The sequence below is a fragment of the uncultured Polaribacter sp. genome (assembly GCF_947503855.1).
Lineage (GTDB): Bacteria > Bacteroidota > Bacteroidia > Flavobacteriales > Flavobacteriaceae > Polaribacter.
This window is the reverse complement of record NZ_CANNFF010000001.1, coordinates 1-19022: the sequence shown is the minus strand read 5'-3', so window position 1 is coordinate 19022 and position 19022 is coordinate 1. Positions and strand designations below refer to the sequence as shown.

Genomic DNA, 19022 nt, shown 5'->3' with positions numbered 1-19022 from the left:
CGAACTAAAATAATAGAATTAAAGAGAAAGTAATTTTAGAATAAGATTTTAATAGGTTTTTCTACCTTATTTGACAAAGTAAGATATATGCCTCTTGTGTTTCATTTTTACTATATATAATTCCTGTTTTATTGTTATAAACAGATTTTTTTTCAATTAGTAAAATTAAATAAATGTTTAAATAGTAGTTATAAAGTTGTTTTTATTCAAAAAAGTAAAAGATTCTACTGTAATTATATTTTTAATTATTAGCCGTCCATTAGAATTCATAAAAGGTAAAAAAAAAAGAAGGTGAAAAAAATTAAAACCTGAGTTTGATTAATGAAAAGTCAACTAATTAGCCTTTACAGTTTGATATTTTATAGAGATTTTTTTTGTAAAAAACTATATGTAATGATGATTGCAACGATATTTGACAGAAAGTTAGTAAAGCTTCTATGTCAAGAATTTTCGATTTACATAATCAAAGAGTAATCACATTGGATGATATTGGTCTTGGTCAAACAGATCTAAACCCAAACCAAGTGTCACAAATTCAATCAGAAACCATACCAACAAAACTAGATATTCCACGTTTTTGCTTTACATAAAATATAATAGATGATTTTTGTGATCAAATAAGTGCACCAAAATTTTAATCTAGGAAGTTTAAAATCAACAACAAGATATTTATAACACTTTTTTTGGTGTTATTTCTTGTTTAGGCCAATAGTGGGCAAATTGTGCCACCACGAGATTTGCTTATAATGTAGGCTTGTTGTTTTAGTTGGCATTAGGATTATTTATGGTATTCAAAAAATTAAGTAGTAATTTTTAATCCCTTATGGTAAGTCTACTTACATATTTTCCAATTACATCAAACTCTAAGTTTACAACATCATTTTCAGATAATGTTTTAAAACATGTATTTTCTAATGTGTAAGGTATAATTGCTACACTAAAAGAGTTTTCTTTAGAGTTTACAACGGTTAAACTAACACCATTTACAGTTATAGAGCCTTTTTCTATTGTTATGTTATTGTTTGCAGAATGATAGTTAAATGTAAAAACAGTACTTCCATTTTCATTTTTAATATGGGTGCAAGTACCCGTTTCATCTACATGACCCTGTACAATATGGCCATCTAATCTATCACCAAGTTTCATAGCACGTTCTAAATTTACTATAGAAGAAACTTTAAGATTACCAATATTTGTTTTGTCTAAAGTTTCTTTAATAGCAGTAACGGTATACTCATCATTATTTATAGCTACTACAGTTAAGCAAACACCATTATGCGCTACACTTTGGTCTACTTTTAGCTCGTTAGTAATGCTACTTTTAATGGTGATGTGTAAATTATCTAGTTCTTTAACAACTTTTGTTACAATACCAAGTGTTTCTATAATTCCCGTAAACATTTCTATAAATTTAGTTACTTTTGTAGTATTGCAAATTTAAGCATATTATAAGAGTTATGGCAGACAAAACAGATAAAATAATTGTAGGGATTTCTATTGGAGATTTAAATGGAATAGGTGTAGAGGTTATTTTAAAAACATTTTTAGATAAGAGAATGTTAGATTTTTGTACACCAGTATTATTTGGGGCAACAAAAGTAGTTTCTTACCATAAAAAAGCACTAAAAACAGAAGTTCCTGTGCATGGTATTACCTCTGTAAACCAAATAAACCACAACAAAATTAACATCTTAAATATATGGAAAGAAGAGGTCTCTATAGAGCTGGGAAAACCTACAGAGACATCTGGTAAGTACGCGGCAAAATCTTTAGAAAGCGCTTTAAGTCACTTAAAAGAAGGTACTATAGATGTTTTGCTAACAGCACCAATAAACAAAGAAAATATACAGTCAGAAAATTTTAATTTTCCCGGGCATACAGAATATTTAGAAGCTGGTTTAGAAGGTAAAAGTTTAATGATTTTAATGACAGACCAGTTGCGTATAGGTTTAATTACAGGACACATACCAATTGCAAAAATTGCAGCAACTTTAACTCCAGAGTTAATTACAGAAAAAGTAGAAACCATGTATACTTCTTTAATAGAAGATTTTGGTATCAATAAACCCAGAATTGCAGTTTTAGGTTTAAATCCACATTGTGGTGATAATGGTGTAATAGGTAAAGAAGATGATGATATTATAAGACCTACAATACAACAAATAAAAGAAACAGGAAAGCTTGTTTTTGGGCCCTATGCAGCAGATGGTTTCTTTGGTTCAGAAACCTACAAACAGTTTGATGGTGTTTTAGCAACCTATCATGATCAAGGTTTAGCCCCTTTTAAAGCATTGTCATTTGGCAATGGTGTAAATTTTACGGCAGGTTTACATAAAATTAGAACATCCCCAGACCATGGAACAGGGTATGATATTGCAGGTAAAAACCAAGCAAATCCATCTTCTTTTAAAGAAGCTTTATTTACCGCAATTAAAATTTTTAAAACAAGAAAAGAATATAAAGAACTTACTAAAAACCCACTGTTAGTAAAGTAAAAATAAAATATTTTCTTTTTTTTAAAGAAAACAGTGTATAAAAACATTTTTTTATATCTTTGCACGCTCAATTGATGTTTGATAATGAAAGACTTGAAAGAATTCAACATACCGTTTGTAGGATTAAAAGAAGGAAAGCATTTATTTGAATATGCAATTAGTAATACGTTCTTTACGTTTTTTAATTTTGATGAATTTAAAAGTACTGATATTCAGGTAACTTTAGAATTTATTAAAAAAAGCACATTATTTGAGCTTGTTTTTAATACAAAAGGTACCGTAGAAATACCTTGCGATGTTACAAACGAGTTATACAACCAAGAAATAACAGCTCAATTACCATTAGTTGTTAAGTTTGGGCCAGAATATAATGATGATAATGAGGAAATTTTAATACTTCCACATGAAGCGTATCAATTTAATATAGCACAATTTATTTATGAAATGATTGTGTTGGCGGTTCCTAACAAAAGAGTGCATCCAAAAGTAGTAGACGGCACAATGAAGTCTGAAGCCCTAGAAAAGTTAAAAGAACTAGAAATAAAAAAAGAAAAAACTGTAGAAATTACAGACCCAAGGTGGGATAAATTAAAGAATTTAATAACAGAAAAAAAGACATAAAATGGCACATCCTAAAAGAAAAATATCTAAAACAAGAAGAGATAAAAGGAGAACACATTATAAGGCATCTGCGCAACAAATTGCAACAGACCCAACAACGGGTGAAGCACACTTATACCATAGAGCTCACTGGCACGAAGGTAAATTATACTACAGAGGTCAAGTAGTATTAGAAGCTGTTTCTGCAGAAGCTTAAAAATTTTCAAATTTTTAAAAAAACCCTCATTTTTGAGGGTTTTTTGTGTTTTTATGCCAAATTTTACCGTTTTTGATAAATTTTAATTCAAAAAGTAAAATAAATTTCATTTCTTTGAACTTCCTTAACATTTGGAAAACAAATAACTATTATGACAAAAATCACTGCAGCAATTTCAGCAGTAGGAAAATATGTTCCTGACTATATACTAACAAATAAAGAGTTAGAAACCTATGTAGATACAAACGATGAGTGGATAACTACTAGAACAGGAATCAAAGAAAGAAGAATCTTAAAAGGAGAAGGATTAGGTACTTCATATATGGCCATAAAAGCCTCAGAAGATTTGATAAAAAAAGCTCATCTAGATCCTAAAGAAATAGATCTGGTTATTGTAGCTACAGCAACACCAGATTTACAAGTAGCCTCTACAGCAGCCTATGTTGCTTCAGAAATTGGTGCTACCAACGCATTTGGTTACGATTTGCAAGCAGCATGTTCTAGTTTTTTATACGGCATGTCTACAGCAGCAAGTTATATAGCTTCTGGTAGATACAAAAAAGTACTGCTAATTGGTGCAGATAAAATGTCTTCTATTATAGATTATTCAGACAGAGCCACCTGTATTATTTTTGGTGATGGCGCAGGTGCAGCTTTATTTGAACCAAATTTAGAAAACTTAGGCTTACAAGATGAGTACCTAAGAAGCGATGGCGTAGGTAGAGATTTTCTAAGAATAGAAGCAGGAGGATCTATGATGCCAACAACTTTAGAAACCGTTCAACAAAAAAAACACTTTGTGTATCAAGAAGGTAAAACCGTATTTAAATATGCGGTTTCTAATATGGCAGATGTAGCAGAAAAAATGCTTACTAGAAACAATTTGTCAGAAAGCGATATACAATGGTTAGTTGCACATCAAGCAAATAAAAGAATTATAGAAGCAACCGCTAATAGAGTTGGTGTTGCTGCAGAAAAAGTAATGATGAACATTCATAGATATGGTAACACAACCTCTGCAACTTTACCGTTATTATTAGCAGACTATGAAAAAGAATTAAAAAAAGGAGATAATTTAATTTTTGCCGCATTTGGTGGTGGTTTCACTTGGGGAGCTGCATATCTTAAATGGGCGTACAATTCATAAAAAAACAAACAACTAAACAATAGGAAAAATGGATATTAAAGAAATTCAAAATCTTATAAAATTTGTAGCAAAATCTGGCGCAAGCGAGGTAAAACTAGAAATGGAAGATGTAAAAATTACTATTAGAACAGGATCTGAAAAAACAGAAACTACTATTGTGCAAGCCGCACCAATGCAAGGAGCACCACAAATGGCAGCACCTTTAGCACCCCAACAGCCAGTTGCAGAAGCACCTGTAGCACCAGCTAAAGAAACAGAAGACAATTCTAATTTAATTACAATTAAATCTCCAATTATTGGTACTTTCTACAGAAAACCATCTCCAGACAAACCAAACTTTGTAGAAGTTGGTGCAGAAATTGGGGTTGGAGATACAGTGTGTGTGATAGAAGCTATGAAATTATTTAACGAGATAGAATCTGAGGTTTCAGGTAAAATTGTTAAAGTTTTAGTAGACGATTCTTCTCCAGTAGAATTTGATCAGCCATTATTTTTAGTAGATCCATCATAATAAAGAGTATCGGTTTTTAGAGTTCAGATTTTAGATTTTCTAACTCACAACTCATAACTCATCATTTAAAACTCTTAAATTATGTTTAAAAAAATATTAATTGCCAATAGAGGGGAAATAGCACTACGTGTTATTAGAACCTGTAAAGAAATGGGTATAAAAACGGTTGCGGTATACTCTACTGCAGACGAAGAAAGCCTACATGTAAGATTTGCAGATGAAGCAGTTTGTATAGGTCCTGCTCCAAGTGCTGAGTCTTATTTAAAAATGTCAAATATTATTGCAGCTGCAGAAATAACAAATGCAGATGCCATTCATCCAGGGTATGGTTTTTTATCTGAAAACGCAAAATTTTCTAGACTTTGCGAAGAACATCACATAAAATTTATTGGTGCTACCGGAGAAATGATAGACCAAATGGGAGACAAAGCAAATGCGAAAGCTACCATGAAAGCAGCGGGTGTACCTTGTGTGCCCGGTAGTGAGGGGGTTATAGAAAACTTTGAAGAATGCGAAAAGTTAGCTTTAGAAACGGGCTATCCTGTTATGTTAAAAGCATCTGCAGGTGGTGGTGGTAAAGGGATGCGTGCTGTTTGGAAACCAGAAGATTTAAAAGAAGCTTGGGACTCTGCAAGACAAGAATCTAAAGCAGCTTTTGGAAATGATGATATGTATATGGAAAAGCTCATAGAAGAGCCAAGGCATATAGAAATTCAAATTATTGGAGATTCTTTCGGAAAAGCATGCCACTTATCAGAAAGAGATTGTTCTGTTCAAAGACGTCACCAAAAATTAACAGAAGAAACTCCCTCTCCCTTTATGACAGATACATTGAGAGAAGAGATGGGTAATGCCGCTGTAAAAGCAGCAGAATATATAAAATACGAAGGAGCAGGTACTGTAGAGTTTTTGGTAGATAAACACAGAAACTTCTATTTTATGGAGATGAATACACGTATTCAAGTAGAGCACCCAATTACAGAAGAAGTTGTAAACTACGATTTAATTAGAGAACAAATTTTGGTGGCTGCTGGTGTACCAATTTCTGGTAAAAACTACTATCCACAATTGCACTCTATAGAATGTAGAATTAATGCAGAAGACCCATATAATGGTTTTAGACCTGCACCTGGTAAAATTACCACTTTACACACTCCTGGTGGTCATGGAGTAAGAATGGATACTCATGTTTATGCAGGTTATATGATACCACCAAACTACGATTCTATGATTGCAAAATTAATTGTAACAGCGCAAACAAGAGAAGAAGCAATTAATAAAATGAAAAGAGCTTTAGATGAATTTGTAATTGAAGGTGTAAAAACAACGATTCCTTTTCACAGACAATTAATGGATCATCCAGATTATGTTGCTGGAAACTACACAACAAAATTTATGGAAGAATTTACAATGGAGTAAATTTTTAGAAAGATAAAAAAAGAGAATACATTTTGTATTCTCTTTTTTTTATTTAAAATTGTAGATACCTGGTTAAAATAAATTCTTTAGTAGTAATATGCAACCCTTACCTAATGGACTTAGAACAGAAATAGTTATATCTTTAGAACAACAAATGAAGCGACAAATAAAACTTTAATATGTTAGAAAAACCAAATTTAAATTATATTAAAGATATTTCTGAAGGAGATAAAAATTTTGAAAATAACTTACTATTATCTTTAAAAACAGAGTTTCCTAAAGAATATGAAATTTTAAAAAATAATTTTAAGCAACAAAATTACCTTAAAGTAGCTTTAAATTTGCATAAATTAAAACATAAAATAAGTATACTAGGCATCCCACTAGCTTTTGAGATAGCCTCTGATTTTGAACAAGATATAAAAAAAGGCCATACAGAACGATATGAAACTTTACTTGTGGTTTTAGATAAAATTAATGTATATTTATCCTCTATATAGCCCCTACCAAATATTATGACTTGTATTATTATTGATGATGATGAATCTTCAAGATTAATCATAAAGCAGCTATGTAAAAAATATTCATTAACTGTTAAGAAAGAGTTTTCTTCTGCAATAGAGGCTATTAAATATTTAAATACCAAAAAAGTAGCGTTAGTTTTTTTAGATATTCATTTGCCTACATTTTCTGGTTTCGATTTTATTAAAACCATTAATAATTCACCAAAAATAATTATTACTACCTCAGATAAAAACTATGCATTAGAGGCTTTTGAATATAAAAGTGTTATCGATTATTTAGTAAAACCAATAACTCAAGATAGATTTAAAAAATTTCTAGAAAAAATAAATGCAAATACGGTTAAAATTTCAAAAAATAAAAGCCATCTACAGAAAGAAAATTTTATTTTTATAAATGTAGAAAAAAGGCTTACTAAAATTTTGATTTCAGATATTTTACTGATTGAAGCAAAAGGAGATTACATTAATATTAAAACCGATGAAAAAAATTATACCGTATATGCTACACTCAAAAAAATTAAAGATAAATTACCAGAAAGTTTATTTTTAAGAATTCACAGATCCTTTATTATCAACACTTCAGAAATTATAGATATAGAAGATAATAGTGTTTTAATTAGAAAGTATGTTATTCCTGTAAGTAAAACTTATAAATCAGAATTAATCAATAGATTAAACTTATTATAGTAACTTATCGTGTAAAAAGTATCTTTTATCTTGTTTTTTACTATTTTTATCGAAATTTATAAAACGCTAAGCTATTTAATCATACTTTTACCAATAAAACGAATATTAAATTAATCACATAAATATTATAAAGAAATCGATCGTAAGTTGGGGGACTTATTGATTGTACGAAAAAGTCAAAATTAATTTTTTGACTTTTTTTGGATTAGTTTTTTCATTGTTAAATTCTTTTTCCAGACATAGCCAAAACCTTTTTTCGTACGCTGCCTCAACTTCTAATTAAGATAAGTTACCACTTATACCGCTATTAGACCACTTATTGATTTACTTTATTAGATAGTAGTTAAAAGTAAGAAAATTGCAGTATATCAGCTATTTAGTTAAAAAATCAATCTAATTATTTAAAAACAATTAAATCAAATAAATTATGAAGAAAATTATATTTTCAATCTTTACTGTGTTTATGAGCTATGTTTCATGGTCACAATCATTAAATGTAGCCTCTGGGGGCTCTGTTTATATTTCTCCTAAAAGCTTTATGCATGTAGAAGAAGATTTGGGGGTTGATGCCCAAGGCGCACTTACGGTGCAATCAGATGCTACAGATAGTGGCTCCGTTATTGTAAACGGTACTGCTACTGGAGATATTAGTTATGTGCGTCATATAAATAGTACAAATTGGCATTTTGTATCTGCGCCAGTCATTGGTCAAAGTATCGCAGATTTTGCAGCTAGTAAAGATGTAGGTTCTAGTACCTATACCGTTGATGGTGTAGCTGTTGTTAATGATGTAACTAGAAGTGGTACTGGCGAAACAGGAGATAATTATGGGGTATCTATATATGAGAATGCAAATAATGCAGGTACTCGTTGGGAGTATTACACAATACCTGGAGGAAGTAATCCTGCATCAGTTAATTTTGAAAACGGAAAAGGATATTCTATGAAAAGATCTTCTGTAGGTACCTATTCATTTCAAGGAACAATGCCCACAGGAGATGTTACAATTACAATACCTGCTAATGCTATTACGCCAGAGGTATCTACAAACCATTTATGGAGTGTAGTTGGAAATCCATATCCATCATTTTTACCTGCTAACGACCCTGATAATCAAACCACCAGTATTTTAGATCTTAACATAGATAATTTAGATCCAAATAATGCGTATTTACAAGTTTGGAACGGTACAAGTTATCAAATTATAAACAATGCAAGCCCTTTAACTTACTTAGCGCCAGGGCAAGGTTTTATGGTAGATCCTAAGGGTAATAATATAACTTTTACATTTCCAGAAAACCTGCAAGTACCACAGGTAAGTACACCTGCTACGTTTTATAAAACAGCGGTAACGCCAACTTTAGTAGTACGTATGTCTAGTGATAAAAAGACAGCACATACCACCCTAAAGTATTTTAGTAAAACTACTACAGGTTTAGATATTGGTTGGGATGCTGGTGCGTATGTAGATGTAGCGCCAACTTTTGCGCTTGATACACATTTAGTTTCAGACAGTAAAGGGGTTAATTTTACATTACAATGTTTACCCAACACCAACTACGAAACTTCTATAGTGCCTCTTTCTGTAGTGGCAGCTGCCAAAGAAACACTTACATTTTCTTCAGAGGCGGCTGGTTTGCCAGAAAATATAAAAATTTACTTAGAAGATAAAATAGAAAACACCATTACAGATATTACAACCACGGCTCATCAAGTTAATATAAACACCGCTTTAAACGGTATAGGTCGTTTTTATATACACACAACAAGTAATGTATTAAGTGTAGAGGAGCCAAATATGGCAAATACGTTAAGTATCTATAAAACAAGTAATGCGAATGTAAGAATTACCGGTTTACAGCAAAAAGGCACTGCCACTGCAAAAATCTATTCCATTACTGGTAAAGAGGTACTTTCTCATACATTTTCTATGCAAACAGTTTATGATATAGCCTTACCTACCAATTTAAGTACAGGGGTATATGTAATACAATTAAATACCAATAATTCTAAACAATCTAAAAAGATAGTAATCGAATAGTAATTCATACTAAATATTTATCAAACAATATGAAAACAACAAAGAAAACAACTGCACAAGAAGATATAACTCGAAAAGAGGCCTTACTAAAACTAGGTAGCTATGGTAAATATGCAGCTTTAACAGCCTTGGGTACCTATATGATTTTAAACCCCCAAAAGGCGCAAGCTTCTAGCCCTGCAGATAACCCTGGTACAGGTTTTGGTTCTTAACCAAACAATAATCATATAAAAATTAAAAATTAAAACAACAATTTAAAAGTCAATCCTGCAAAGGCAGGAATTTAAAACCATATAATTATGAAAAAAATAGTAGTAAGCGTTGCACTTATTGCAGCATGTTTTACAAGTTTTGCCTAAATAGGTATAGGTACAACCACCCCAGAAGGGGCTTTAGATGTCGTATCTAGCAACAGTGCACTTATATTGCCACGTGTGGCAAATACAGCAGCCGTAGCAACACCCGTAAATGGTATGCTTGTGTATGATTTATCTACCAATTGTTTTAAAGGCTACCAAAATGGTGGTTGGTCAGATTGTGGTTTTGCTCCATCTGCAGCAGCCGTAGCAGCAAGTACTAGTGTTTTGTCTCAAATAGGGAGTCAGGCAGATAGCCCAGATACAGAAAACGCGGTTGTAACTGCAGCAGATTTAAGCAATATTTTACCTGCAATAACAGGGGTAATAGCAGCTAACCAAACAGCTTACCAAGATTATATAGATGCCAACCCAGGTGCTTTTTCATCACCTGCCACACAGGCCGAAGTACAAGCCATGGTAGATGCAGTAAATGCAGTAGCAAGTGATGCTGTTTTGACGCAGATAGGAAATGAGGCAGACAACCCAGATTCCGTAAATTCTGTAGTAACTGTAGCACAGTTAGGTTATATTTTACCAGCGTTAACGGCTATAGAATCAGCGCATGAAGCATCTTATCAAAATTATATAGATGGTAATCCAGATGCTTTTTCATCACCTGCCACCCAGGCAGAAGTACAAGCCATGGTAGATGCTATAGCGCCTCAAGATGTGGTTTCTACCACAGGTAAAATTTGGATGGACAGAAACTTAGGAGCTACACAAGTAGCAACAAGCAGTGCAGATGCAGCTGCTTACGGAGACATGTACCAATGGGGTAGAGCTGCAGATGGGCACCAACTTAGAACAAACACTACAACAACAAGTACATTGGCTACAACAAGTACCCCAGGACATGGTGATTTTATAACTAGCGTAACATTACCTACTGATTGGTTAGAAGACCAAGACGATACTTTATGGCAAGGTGTTAGTGGTACCAACAACCCCTGCCCAAGTGGTTACCGTTTACCTACAGCAACAGAGTTTAATAATGAGGTTTCATCTTTCGGGTCTTTGAATCTGGCTGGCGCATATGCGAGTGTTTTAAAACTTCCTGCAACTGGCTCTCGTAGCTATGGTAGTGGTACGATTAACCCTCCGGGTGAAGTGGGTAACTATTGGTCAAGTACGGTGAGCGGAGATTACTCAAGATCGCTAGGTTTCAATAACAATTCTGCTTCTGTTGGAACTAGCAACCGTGGATTTGGTTTGTCAGTGCGTTGTATTAAAGATTAGACATTATAGTACTTTATCTGCCATCTTAAAGGATGGCAGTTTTATTAATATAAATACCGCTAATACCATAGCAAATTTTAAAAGCGTTTTTGCTTTAACATCTTTTACAGGTGTTAACAGAGAACTTAAGAATTAAAATTTAGGGTTTAGCACTAAATTTGGTGATAGGTGGTTTCTAATATTTGTATAGAAATTCATAGATATTTACTGATAGATATCATTTATAAATACGAATAAAAAGTTATTGCGAGGTACAAAGCAATCTCTTTAATGATAAACCAAAACAGTAATGATATAAAAATTAAAAAAACAATTTAAATCTCATTCCTGCAAAGGCAGGAATCTAAAACCATATAATTATGAAAAAAGTTTTATTAAGCGTTGCACTTATTGCGGCAAGTTTTACAACCTTTGCCCAAATAGGTATAGGTACAACCACCCCAGAAGGGGCATTAGATGTCGTGTCTACCAACAGTGCACTTATATTGCCACGTGTGGCAAATACAGCAGCCGTAGCAACACCCGTAAATGGTATGGTTGTGTACGATTTATCTACCAATTGTTTTAAAGGCTACCAAAATGGTGGGTGGTCAGATTGTGGTTTTGCACCATCTGCAGCAGCCGTAGCAGCAAGTACTAGTGTTTTGTCCCAGATAGGGAGTCAGGCAGATAGCCCAGATACAGAAAACGCGGTTATAACTGCAGCAGATTTAAGCAATATTTTACCTGCAATAACAGGGGTAATAGCAGCTAACCAAACAGCTTACCAAGATTATATAGATGCCAACCCAGATGCTTTTTCATCACCTGCCACACAGGCCGAAGTACAAGCCATGGTAGATGCAGTAAATGCAGTAGCAAGTGATGCTGTTTTGACGCAGATAGGAAATGAGGCAGACAACCCAGATTCCGTAAATTCTGTAGTAACTGTAGCACAGTTAGGTTATATTTTACCAGCGTTAACGGGTATAGAATCAGCTCATGAAGCGTCTTATCAAAATTATATAGATGGTAATCCAGATGCTTTTTCATCACCTGCCACCCAGGCAGAAGTACAAGCCATGGTAGATGCTATAGGGCCTCAAGATGTGGTTTCTACCACAGGTAAAATTTGGATGGACAGAAACTTAGGAGCTACACAAGTAGCTGAAAGCAGTAATGATGCAGCTGCTTACGGAGACATGTACCAATGGGGTAGAGCTGCAGATGGGCACCAACTTAGAACAAACACTACAACAACAAGTACATTGGCTACAACAAGTACCCCAGGACATGGTGATTTTATTACGAGCGGGACTGGTGATTGGTTAGCAACCCAAGAAGTTGATTTATGGCAAGGTGTTAGTGGTACCAACAACCCTTGCCCAACGGGTTACCGTTTACCTACAGCAACAGAGTTTAGTAATGAGGTTTCATCTTTCGGGTCTTTGAATCTCGATGGTGCATATAAAAGTGTTTTAAAACTTACTGCAACTGGCTCTCGTAGCTATGGTAATGGTTCGATTAACCCTCCGGGTGGAGCGGGCAACTATTGGTCAAGTACGGTGAGCGGAGATTATTCAAGATCGCTAGGTTTCAGTAACATTTCTGCTTCTGTTGGAACTAGCAACCGTGGATTTGGTATGTCAGTGCGTTGTATTAAAAATTAAAACAACAATTTAAAAGTCAATCCTGCGAAGGCAGGAATTTAAAACGATATAAGTATGAAAAAAGTTTTATTAAGCATTGCACTTATTGCGACAAGTTTTACAACAGTAGCCCAAGTGGGTATAGGTACAACCACCCCAGAAGGTGCTTTAGATGTCGTATCTACCAACAGTGCACTTATATTGCCACGTGTGGCAAATACAGCAGCCGTAGCAACACCCGTAAATGGTATGCTTGTGTACGATTTATCTACCAACTGTTTTAAAGGTTACCAAAATGGTGGTTGGTCAGATTGTGGTTTTGCACCGTCTGCAGCAGCCGTAGCAGCAAGTACTAGTGTTTTGTCCCAGATAGGGAGTCAGGCAGATAGCCCAGATACAGAAAACGCGGTTGTAACTGCAGCAGATTTAAGCAATATTTTACCTGCAATAACAGGGGTAGAAGCAGCTAACCAAACAGCTTACCAAGATTATATAGATGCCAACCCAGGTTCTTTTTCATCACCTGCCACACAGGCAGAAGTACAAGCCATGGTAGATGTTGTAGCACCACAAGATGTGGTTTCTTCTGACACAGGTAAAACTTGGCATGACCGTAATTTAGGGGCAATGCAAGTAGCAATAAGCAGTACAGATGCAGCCGCTTATGGAGACTTGTACCAATGGGGTAGAGCTGCAGATGGGCACCAATTTAGAACAAACACTACAACAACAAGTACATTGGCTACAACAAGTACCCCAGGGCATGGTAGTTTTATAATACCCTCAGCAGAGCCATACAATTGGTTAACAATACAAGACAATAGTTTGTGGCAAGGTGTTAGTGGTACCAACAACCCCTGCCCAAGTGGTTACCGTTTACCTACAGCAACAGAGTTAGAGAATGAGCTTACAGCTTGGGGGGGTAACCATGCAGCTAGCGCATTTGCAAGTGCTTTAAAACTTCCTTTGGCTGGTATGCGCAACCGTTTAGGTTCACTTGTTGCTGTTGGAAGTGCCGCTAACTATTGGTCAAGTACGGTGAGCGGTACTAACGTAACTCGCCTATCCTTTGGTGTTTCTACTTCAGGTATGTATGATCTCAGTCTTGCATCTGGTATTTCAGTGCGTTGTATTAAAGATTAGACATTATAGTATTTTATCTGCCATCTTAAAGGATGGCAGTTTTTTTTATATAAATACCGCTAATACCATAGCAAATTCTAAAAGCGTTTTATCTATAAGATCTTTTACAGGTATTCATAGTTAGCTTAAGAATTCTAATGTAGGGTTTAGCACTAAATTTAGTGATAGGTTGTTTCTAATGATTGTATAGAAATATACAGATATTTACTGATAGATATCACTTATAAATACTAATAAAAAGTTATTGCGAGGTACAAAGCAATCTCTTTAATGATAAACCAGAAAAAGTAATGATATAAAAATTAAAAAAACAATTTAAAAGTCAATCCTGCAAAGCAGGAATCTAAAACCATATAATTATAAAAAAATAGTAGAGAGAAACAAAAAAAACAATCATAAAAATGAGAAAAGTAGGGATGCTTATTACACTCATGTATAGTGTATTAACAACAGCACAAACTCTAAAAGGCACACTAAAACAACACAAAGGGCAAATAATAACCTTAACAGGTTTTAACTATTACCAACCTACACAACTGGCAAAAGATACTATAGATGCATCTGGGAATTTTACGCTAAACTATCCAAAAAAATATAAGGGTATGGCTGTATTAAATACCCAAGATAATAGTAGCTTGGTGTTTGTTTTAGCAGAACCAACATTACATTTAAAAGGCACTCATTTAAATGAAAGAGATAGTTTGCAATTTACAAATAGTACAGAGAACAGCAACTTTATACAATATGCTAAAGACCAAAGTTTGCGAGGCAATGCCTTATCTGCGCTTGCTTTTTTGCAGCCATTGTATAAAAACCAACCTTTGTTTGCTAAACAAAAAAAGCTATTAAAGCAACTAGAAAAAGAGCAAACACGTTTGCAACAAGAAGATACCCAATTTATAGCTAGTTTACCCAAACAAAGTTATACACGTTGGTTTATACCTTACCGTAAAATGGTACAAGAAATGCCAGTTATTGTTAGAAAAAAAACTGCCCAAATACCCAATGCTATTTCTTTTTTTAGAAATACCAATTTTAACCACCCTAATTTTAAAACCAGTGGTTTGTTTAAAGAATTGATAGAAGGGCATTATTTGTTGTTAGAAAACATGGGGCAATCTTTAGATAGTAGTAATGTGCAAATGAATTTAAGTTCTAAATATTTAATAGACAATTTACAAGAAAATGATAGTTTATTAAATAAGGTTGCAGATCATTTATATACTTATTTTGAAAAACGTAGTTTAATTAGAGCTTCTGAATACTTTTCTATAAATTTATTAGAGCGTAGCCAATGTTCTTTAAAAGAGGATGTAGCTGCAAAACTAGAAAGCTATAGAAAAATGAAACTAGGCAATAAGGCCCCAGAAATTGTATTTGCAAACAATAAAAAATTAAGCGATCTAAAAACCCATAAATTAGTGGTTTTTGGAGCTAGTTGGTGTCCACATTGTACAAAAGAGATTCCTAAATTGATAGAAAACTATAAAAAGTGGAAAGCTAAAAATGTAGAAATAGTATATATAAGTTTAGATAAAGAATCAGCTGCATTTACTACAACCTATAAAAATATGCCCTGGCAACAAACTCATTGCGATTTTAAAGGTTGGGATACCCAAGCTGCAAAAGAGTATTACATTACAGGCACACCTACTTATTATTTATTAGATGCTAACAATACTATTTTGCTACGTCCAAATTCTGTAGAGCATGCCAATGTTTGGATTATGAGTAAGTTGGTTGCAACATCACAAAACACAAAAAATTGATAAAATTTACAATTCTTTTTAAAAGTAGCACATAAAAAAGGCAACATATATCTTAGAAACAATCTTAAAAATAAGATATTATAAAGTTTTTGGAGTCATCATTAATAAACTAGGCTAATAAGCTCGCTTTAGAGCAGAGTTAAGGCTTTATCAAAATTATCTTTTAAAAAACCAGGTTAATGGTTGTGCCAATTCCAACAGCGCTATTTATTTCTAGTTTACCATTCAATAGCTCAATAAATTCGTAACAAACCATTAAGCCTAAGCCAGTACCTTTTTCTTTATCTGTTCCTCTAACAGATTGTGTAAGTACATTTTTATTAGATAAATTTTGTATAAGTTCTTCAGACATTCCTACACCAAAATCTTTTATTGATATAACGTTCCTTTTATTTTCGTCTATAAAAGAACTTATTATAATTTGCTTAGTCGCATAAGAAAATTTTACAGCGTTCATAAAAAGGTTAGCAATAATGGTTTTTAAAAGTGTACTATCAGTTTCAATTTCTGTTACTTCTAAATTAAAATTAATTGTATTTTCTTTATTTTTTGCATAGAACATGAAAGGGGCTATTGCATGCTCTACTAAATCTTTAACATTATAGTTTTTTTTATCTACAGTTATGCTATTTTGTTGGGTTCTAGCCCAATCTAATAAATTTTTTACAAGATGATACGTTACTGTAGACGATTTGTTTATAGTAGCAATAATTTCTTGTCTTTGTGTTTCACTAAAATGATCATAATCACTTGCTAATAAATTGGTATAACCAATAATAGCATTAAAAGGATTAATAAGTTCATGAGAGATTACACTAAAAAGTTTGTTTTTTGTTTGGTTGGCAATATCAAGATTTCTTTTTTGTTTAGTAATTGCTTTATTCTTAATTGTTAACATTCGAGCTAATTGACGTTTCGAATTGTATTTATAAAACAGAAAAAGAGCAATAAGTGCAAAAATAACAGTAGTTGCTATTAATATATTTCTGGTGTTTTTTTGTTTTTGTATAATTAACTCATTTGTTTTAATAGTTTCTTTATCTTTTTGTTCAGATTCATATTTAATTTTTATTTCTGCACGTGCGTTGTTTTCCATAAAAATAGTGTCTTCGTATTTTTTGTCAATAGAATGATGAGATACAACACCAATATTTTTTAGAACTTTGGCTTTACCTGAAGGATAATTATTGTCTTTTGTACCTTGCAATGCGCTTTCTGTATAAACTTTTGACGTATCTAAATTGAGACACCAATAGTTTTCTGATAAGTTGTTATGTTTATTTATGTAATTGTTTTTTGGCAGTTTTTTGGTTATATCGATTTTTAAGCGATTTAAAGCAACATATTCTTTTTGTGAAAATAAATTAAAACTAAGTAGATTGTTAAAAAGTAAAAGAGTAATAATTAACCAATTTACTCTACAAAATTTAATATTTGAGTTTTTCATTTTATTAGCAGTAATGTTTGTTAGATTAATATCAAAAAAGATATATATTGCCCAATACTTTTAAAGTACAGAGCGTTTTGGGTTCATTTATGTGACCAAAATTAATCTTCAAAAAAAAGTACAGATTAGCTTATAAAGTAAAGTTACTTATAATTCTGAAGTAAAAAAAATAAGTATTTTAAAAGGCATGGTGTAAACACCTTTAGCATCAAAATAAAAAAACCGATTAACTTATATATTTACCGTTTATTACAATAATTTGATGTTTGTTACAAAAAAAAATGAAAAATAATAAGTGTATTATAATTTAATTTTTCTACTTTCGTCTTTATAAATGTAGTATTTTTTTGTAAACCTACACTGATCCTTCCCCCATTTTATAGTTAAGCATTAATTCATATTCAATTTTTAAAATTGAGTTTGAAAATAATAATGTTATTCTAAGACGATACTTTTAAATAAGTTTCTCTTAAGGTTGTGTTATAACGTTTTTATTACAATTCATAAAAAAAATCAAACTGAATTAGTGTATTTCTTAAGAAAATAGATGTATTAAATTAACTTTATAATGATGATAAAAAAATTTACAGCAATAGTAGTTGATGATGATTTAGATAATTTAAATATTCTAAAAATATATTTGCAAAGATATTGTCATAATATAGAAGTAATCGGGGCTGCAACATCTATAGATAAAGCTATAAGTTTATATAATGATCTTCAACCAGAAATACTTTTTCTAGACATAGAGTTAGACAATTCAAATGCATTTTATTTAATTGATCATTTAGATAATCTCTCCAGTCAAATAGTATTTGTAAGTTCACATGAAAAATTTGCTCTAAAAGCAATCAAGTATCAGGCTGTAGATTTTGTAAAAAAACCAATTGAAATAAATGATTTAATTGCAGCTTCAAACAGAGCTGTTTCAAGAATTTTAAAGAACTCTAACATAATAGAAAAACCTTCTGTAAAATTAGATTTTTTAGCTATTGCAAGTACAAAAAAAATTGAATTATTAAAATTATCAGATTTAGTTTATTGTGAAGCAGATGGTAGATATACCAATTTTCACCTCTCAAATAATGAAAAAAGAGTTTCCTGTAGAAATTTAAAAGAGTATGAAGCCTTACTCTCAAATAATAAAAACTTTTTTAGAATACATCATAAGTATATTATTAACCTAAAAAAAATAAAAAATATTAATAAAACTTCAGGGAATTATTGTGAGTTTGAAAACAATCTTTCTTTACCAATTGCTAAAAGGCGTCAAGAAAAGCTTATAAGACATTTAAACCTTAAATAAGGTTTTAAAATATTCTATTATACTGATATAGGTTGACCTTTTTTTAGGTTTAATTAATACATTCAAACGATATTTTTAAGCCGTTTAGAAGGCAAAAAATAGCTTGAACTGCTTATTGTTTAAATTTCGAGTTCAGTCAAACTTACATTATTTTTTCTATACGATTTGTATTTTATATTGGGATTGAGATGTACTTCAGCAGGTTTTCTTAAATCAAGGCTAAAATGGGTTCTTAAATTATTATAAATATATACTGCTTGTTTAGTTATTTTATGAGCTATCTCTGTATTTTTAATAGATTCTAAAAGTCCATATTCATATTTTAGGGTTCTATTAATTCTTTCAGCAATAGCATTTTCATACGGGTCATATTGTTCAGTCATACTCATCATAATTCCATTTTTTTCAGCGAATTTAGTGTACTTAGGATTGCAGTATTGGAATCCCCTGTCAGAATGATGAATGAGTTTTTTATTAGGGTATTTTCTATTTT

19 protein-coding genes are annotated in these 19022 nt (G+C 32.2%); 16 read left to right on the top strand and 3 right to left on the bottom strand.

From position 1 onward, the window contains the following. Positions 1–437: 437 nt before the first annotated feature. Positions 438–590, top strand: a complete 153-nt coding sequence (locus tag Q0662_RS00095) for a hypothetical protein (RefSeq protein ID WP_298945804.1) — start codon at positions 438–440, stop codon at positions 588–590. A gap of 223 nt (positions 591–813) precedes the next feature. On the opposite strand, the gene Q0662_RS00090 is transcribed toward Q0662_RS00095, so the two are convergent. Next, the gene (locus Q0662_RS00090; protein ID WP_298945802.1) at positions 814–1401 is read right to left on the bottom strand and encodes a riboflavin synthase; all 588 of its coding nucleotides are present in this window, start codon (positions 1399–1401) and stop codon (positions 814–816) included. 56 nt (positions 1402–1457) lie between these two features. Here Q0662_RS00090 and pdxA point away from each other — a divergent pair, with 56 nt between their 5' ends. The 14 genes from pdxA (at position 1458) to Q0662_RS00020 (ending at position 15776) form a co-directional block, all read left to right on the top strand. Next, a complete protein-coding gene (pdxA, locus tag Q0662_RS00085) occupies positions 1458–2495 on the top strand; it encodes a 4-hydroxythreonine-4-phosphate dehydrogenase PdxA (protein ID WP_298945800.1) in 1038 nt (345 codons plus the stop codon). A gap of 84 nt (positions 2496–2579) precedes the next feature. Further along, positions 2580–3116: a DUF177 domain-containing protein gene (locus tag Q0662_RS00080; RefSeq protein WP_298945798.1), complete on the top strand. Its 537-nt coding sequence runs from the start codon at positions 2580–2582 to the stop codon at positions 3114–3116. A gap of 1 nt (position 3117) precedes the next feature. Further along, complete coding sequence (gene rpmF / locus Q0662_RS00075; protein ID WP_298945797.1) at positions 3118–3312, top strand: 50S ribosomal protein L32; 195 nt, start codon at positions 3118–3120, stop codon at positions 3310–3312. Positions 3313–3463: 151 nt separating this feature from the next. After that, the gene (locus Q0662_RS00070; protein WP_298945795.1) at positions 3464–4459 is read left to right on the top strand and encodes a beta-ketoacyl-ACP synthase III; all 996 of its coding nucleotides are present in this window, start codon (positions 3464–3466) and stop codon (positions 4457–4459) included. 28 nt (positions 4460–4487) lie between these two features. Then, positions 4488–4970 carry an acetyl-CoA carboxylase biotin carboxyl carrier protein gene (accB, locus tag Q0662_RS00065; protein WP_298945793.1) on the top strand — a complete coding sequence of 161 codons (483 nt, stop codon included), beginning with the start codon at positions 4488–4490 and terminating at the stop codon, positions 4968–4970. An 81-nt stretch (positions 4971–5051) separates the two neighbouring features. Next, a complete protein-coding gene (accC, locus tag Q0662_RS00060; protein ID WP_298945792.1) occupies positions 5052–6389 on the top strand; it encodes an acetyl-CoA carboxylase biotin carboxylase subunit in 1338 nt (445 codons plus the stop codon). A 179-nt stretch (positions 6390–6568) separates the two neighbouring features. Next, on the top strand, positions 6569–6889 hold the full coding sequence (locus Q0662_RS00055) for an Hpt domain-containing protein (protein ID WP_298945790.1): 321 nt from the start codon (positions 6569–6571) through the stop codon (positions 6887–6889). A 15-nt stretch (positions 6890–6904) separates the two neighbouring features. Continuing rightward, entirely contained in the window at positions 6905–7600 is a 696-nt protein-coding gene (locus Q0662_RS00050; RefSeq protein WP_298945789.1) for a LytTR family DNA-binding domain-containing protein, read from the top strand. A gap of 427 nt (positions 7601–8027) precedes the next feature. Then, positions 8028–9641 (top strand): T9SS type A sorting domain-containing protein, encoded by a 1614-nt coding sequence (locus tag Q0662_RS00045; RefSeq protein WP_298945787.1) that lies wholly within the window; start codon positions 8028–8030, stop codon positions 9639–9641. 29 nt (positions 9642–9670) lie between these two features. After that, complete coding sequence (locus Q0662_RS00040) at positions 9671–9853, top strand: hypothetical protein (protein ID WP_298945785.1); 183 nt, start codon at positions 9671–9673, stop codon at positions 9851–9853. A 222-nt stretch (positions 9854–10075) separates the two neighbouring features. Then, complete coding sequence (locus tag Q0662_RS00035; RefSeq protein ID WP_298945783.1) at positions 10076–11236, top strand: FISUMP domain-containing protein; 1161 nt, start codon at positions 10076–10078, stop codon at positions 11234–11236. 359 nt (positions 11237–11595) lie between these two features. Further along, positions 11596–12885: an FISUMP domain-containing protein gene (locus tag Q0662_RS00030; protein ID WP_298945782.1), complete on the top strand. Its 1290-nt coding sequence runs from the start codon at positions 11596–11598 to the stop codon at positions 12883–12885. Positions 12886–12939: 54 nt separating this feature from the next. Continuing rightward, positions 12940–14007 carry an FISUMP domain-containing protein gene (locus Q0662_RS00025; protein ID WP_298945780.1) on the top strand — a complete coding sequence of 356 codons (1068 nt, stop codon included), beginning with the start codon at positions 12940–12942 and terminating at the stop codon, positions 14005–14007. Between the two features lie 401 nt (positions 14008–14408). Beyond that, positions 14409–15776 carry a peroxiredoxin gene (locus tag Q0662_RS00020; protein WP_298945776.1) on the top strand — a complete coding sequence of 456 codons (1368 nt, stop codon included), beginning with the start codon at positions 14409–14411 and terminating at the stop codon, positions 15774–15776. A gap of 163 nt (positions 15777–15939) precedes the next feature. Here Q0662_RS00020 and Q0662_RS00015 read toward each other — a convergent pair whose 3' ends face one another. Then, positions 15940–17223: a HAMP domain-containing sensor histidine kinase gene (locus Q0662_RS00015; protein ID WP_298945774.1), complete on the bottom strand. Its 1284-nt coding sequence runs from the start codon at positions 17221–17223 to the stop codon at positions 15940–15942. 568 nt (positions 17224–17791) lie between these two features. Here Q0662_RS00015 and Q0662_RS00010 point away from each other — a divergent pair. Further along, positions 17792–18529 (top strand): LytTR family DNA-binding domain-containing protein, encoded by a 738-nt coding sequence (locus tag Q0662_RS00010; RefSeq protein ID WP_298945772.1) that lies wholly within the window; start codon positions 17792–17794, stop codon positions 18527–18529. A 119-nt stretch (positions 18530–18648) separates the two neighbouring features. Here the strand turns inward: Q0662_RS00010 and Q0662_RS00005 are convergent. Next, a partial coding sequence (locus Q0662_RS00005) for an integrase core domain-containing protein (RefSeq protein WP_298945770.1) occupies positions 18649–19022 on the bottom strand: 374 nt, incomplete at its 5' end.

Excerpts from the sequence above, each read along its gene's own strand:
- Q0662_RS00025 (WP_298945780.1), top strand. The coding sequence starts at position 12,940 with ATGAAAAAAGTTTTATTAAGCATTGCACTTATTGCGACAAGTTTTACA.
- Q0662_RS00080 (WP_298945798.1), top strand. The coding sequence starts at position 2,580 with ATGAAAGACTTGAAAGAATTCAACATACCGTTTGTAGGATTAAAAGAA.
- Q0662_RS00030 (WP_298945782.1), top strand. The coding sequence starts at position 11,596 with ATGAAAAAAGTTTTATTAAGCGTTGCACTTATTGCGGCAAGTTTTACA.
- Q0662_RS00015 (WP_298945774.1), bottom strand. The coding sequence starts at position 17,223 with ATGAAAAACTCAAATATTAAATTTTGTAGAGTAAATTGGTTAATTATT.
- Q0662_RS00095 (WP_298945804.1), top strand. The coding sequence starts at position 438 with ATGTCAAGAATTTTCGATTTACATAATCAAAGAGTAATCACATTGGAT.
- Q0662_RS00090 (WP_298945802.1), bottom strand. The coding sequence starts at position 1,401 with ATGTTTACGGGAATTATAGAAACACTTGGTATTGTAACAAAAGTTGTT.
- Q0662_RS00040 (WP_298945785.1), top strand. The coding sequence starts at position 9,671 with ATGAAAACAACAAAGAAAACAACTGCACAAGAAGATATAACTCGAAAA.
- Q0662_RS00020 (WP_298945776.1), top strand. The coding sequence starts at position 14,409 with ATGAGAAAAGTAGGGATGCTTATTACACTCATGTATAGTGTATTAACA.
- Q0662_RS00010 (WP_298945772.1), top strand. The coding sequence starts at position 17,792 with ATGATGATAAAAAAATTTACAGCAATAGTAGTTGATGATGATTTAGAT.
- accB (WP_298945793.1), top strand. The coding sequence starts at position 4,488 with ATGGATATTAAAGAAATTCAAAATCTTATAAAATTTGTAGCAAAATCT.
- pdxA (WP_298945800.1), top strand. The coding sequence starts at position 1,458 with ATGGCAGACAAAACAGATAAAATAATTGTAGGGATTTCTATTGGAGAT.
- rpmF (WP_298945797.1), top strand. The coding sequence starts at position 3,118 with ATGGCACATCCTAAAAGAAAAATATCTAAAACAAGAAGAGATAAAAGG.
- Q0662_RS00045 (WP_298945787.1), top strand. The coding sequence starts at position 8,028 with ATGAAGAAAATTATATTTTCAATCTTTACTGTGTTTATGAGCTATGTT.
- Q0662_RS00070 (WP_298945795.1), top strand. The coding sequence starts at position 3,464 with ATGACAAAAATCACTGCAGCAATTTCAGCAGTAGGAAAATATGTTCCT.
- Q0662_RS00055 (WP_298945790.1), top strand. The coding sequence starts at position 6,569 with ATGTTAGAAAAACCAAATTTAAATTATATTAAAGATATTTCTGAAGGA.
- accC (WP_298945792.1), top strand. The coding sequence starts at position 5,052 with ATGTTTAAAAAAATATTAATTGCCAATAGAGGGGAAATAGCACTACGT.
- Q0662_RS00050 (WP_298945789.1), top strand. The coding sequence starts at position 6,905 with ATGACTTGTATTATTATTGATGATGATGAATCTTCAAGATTAATCATA.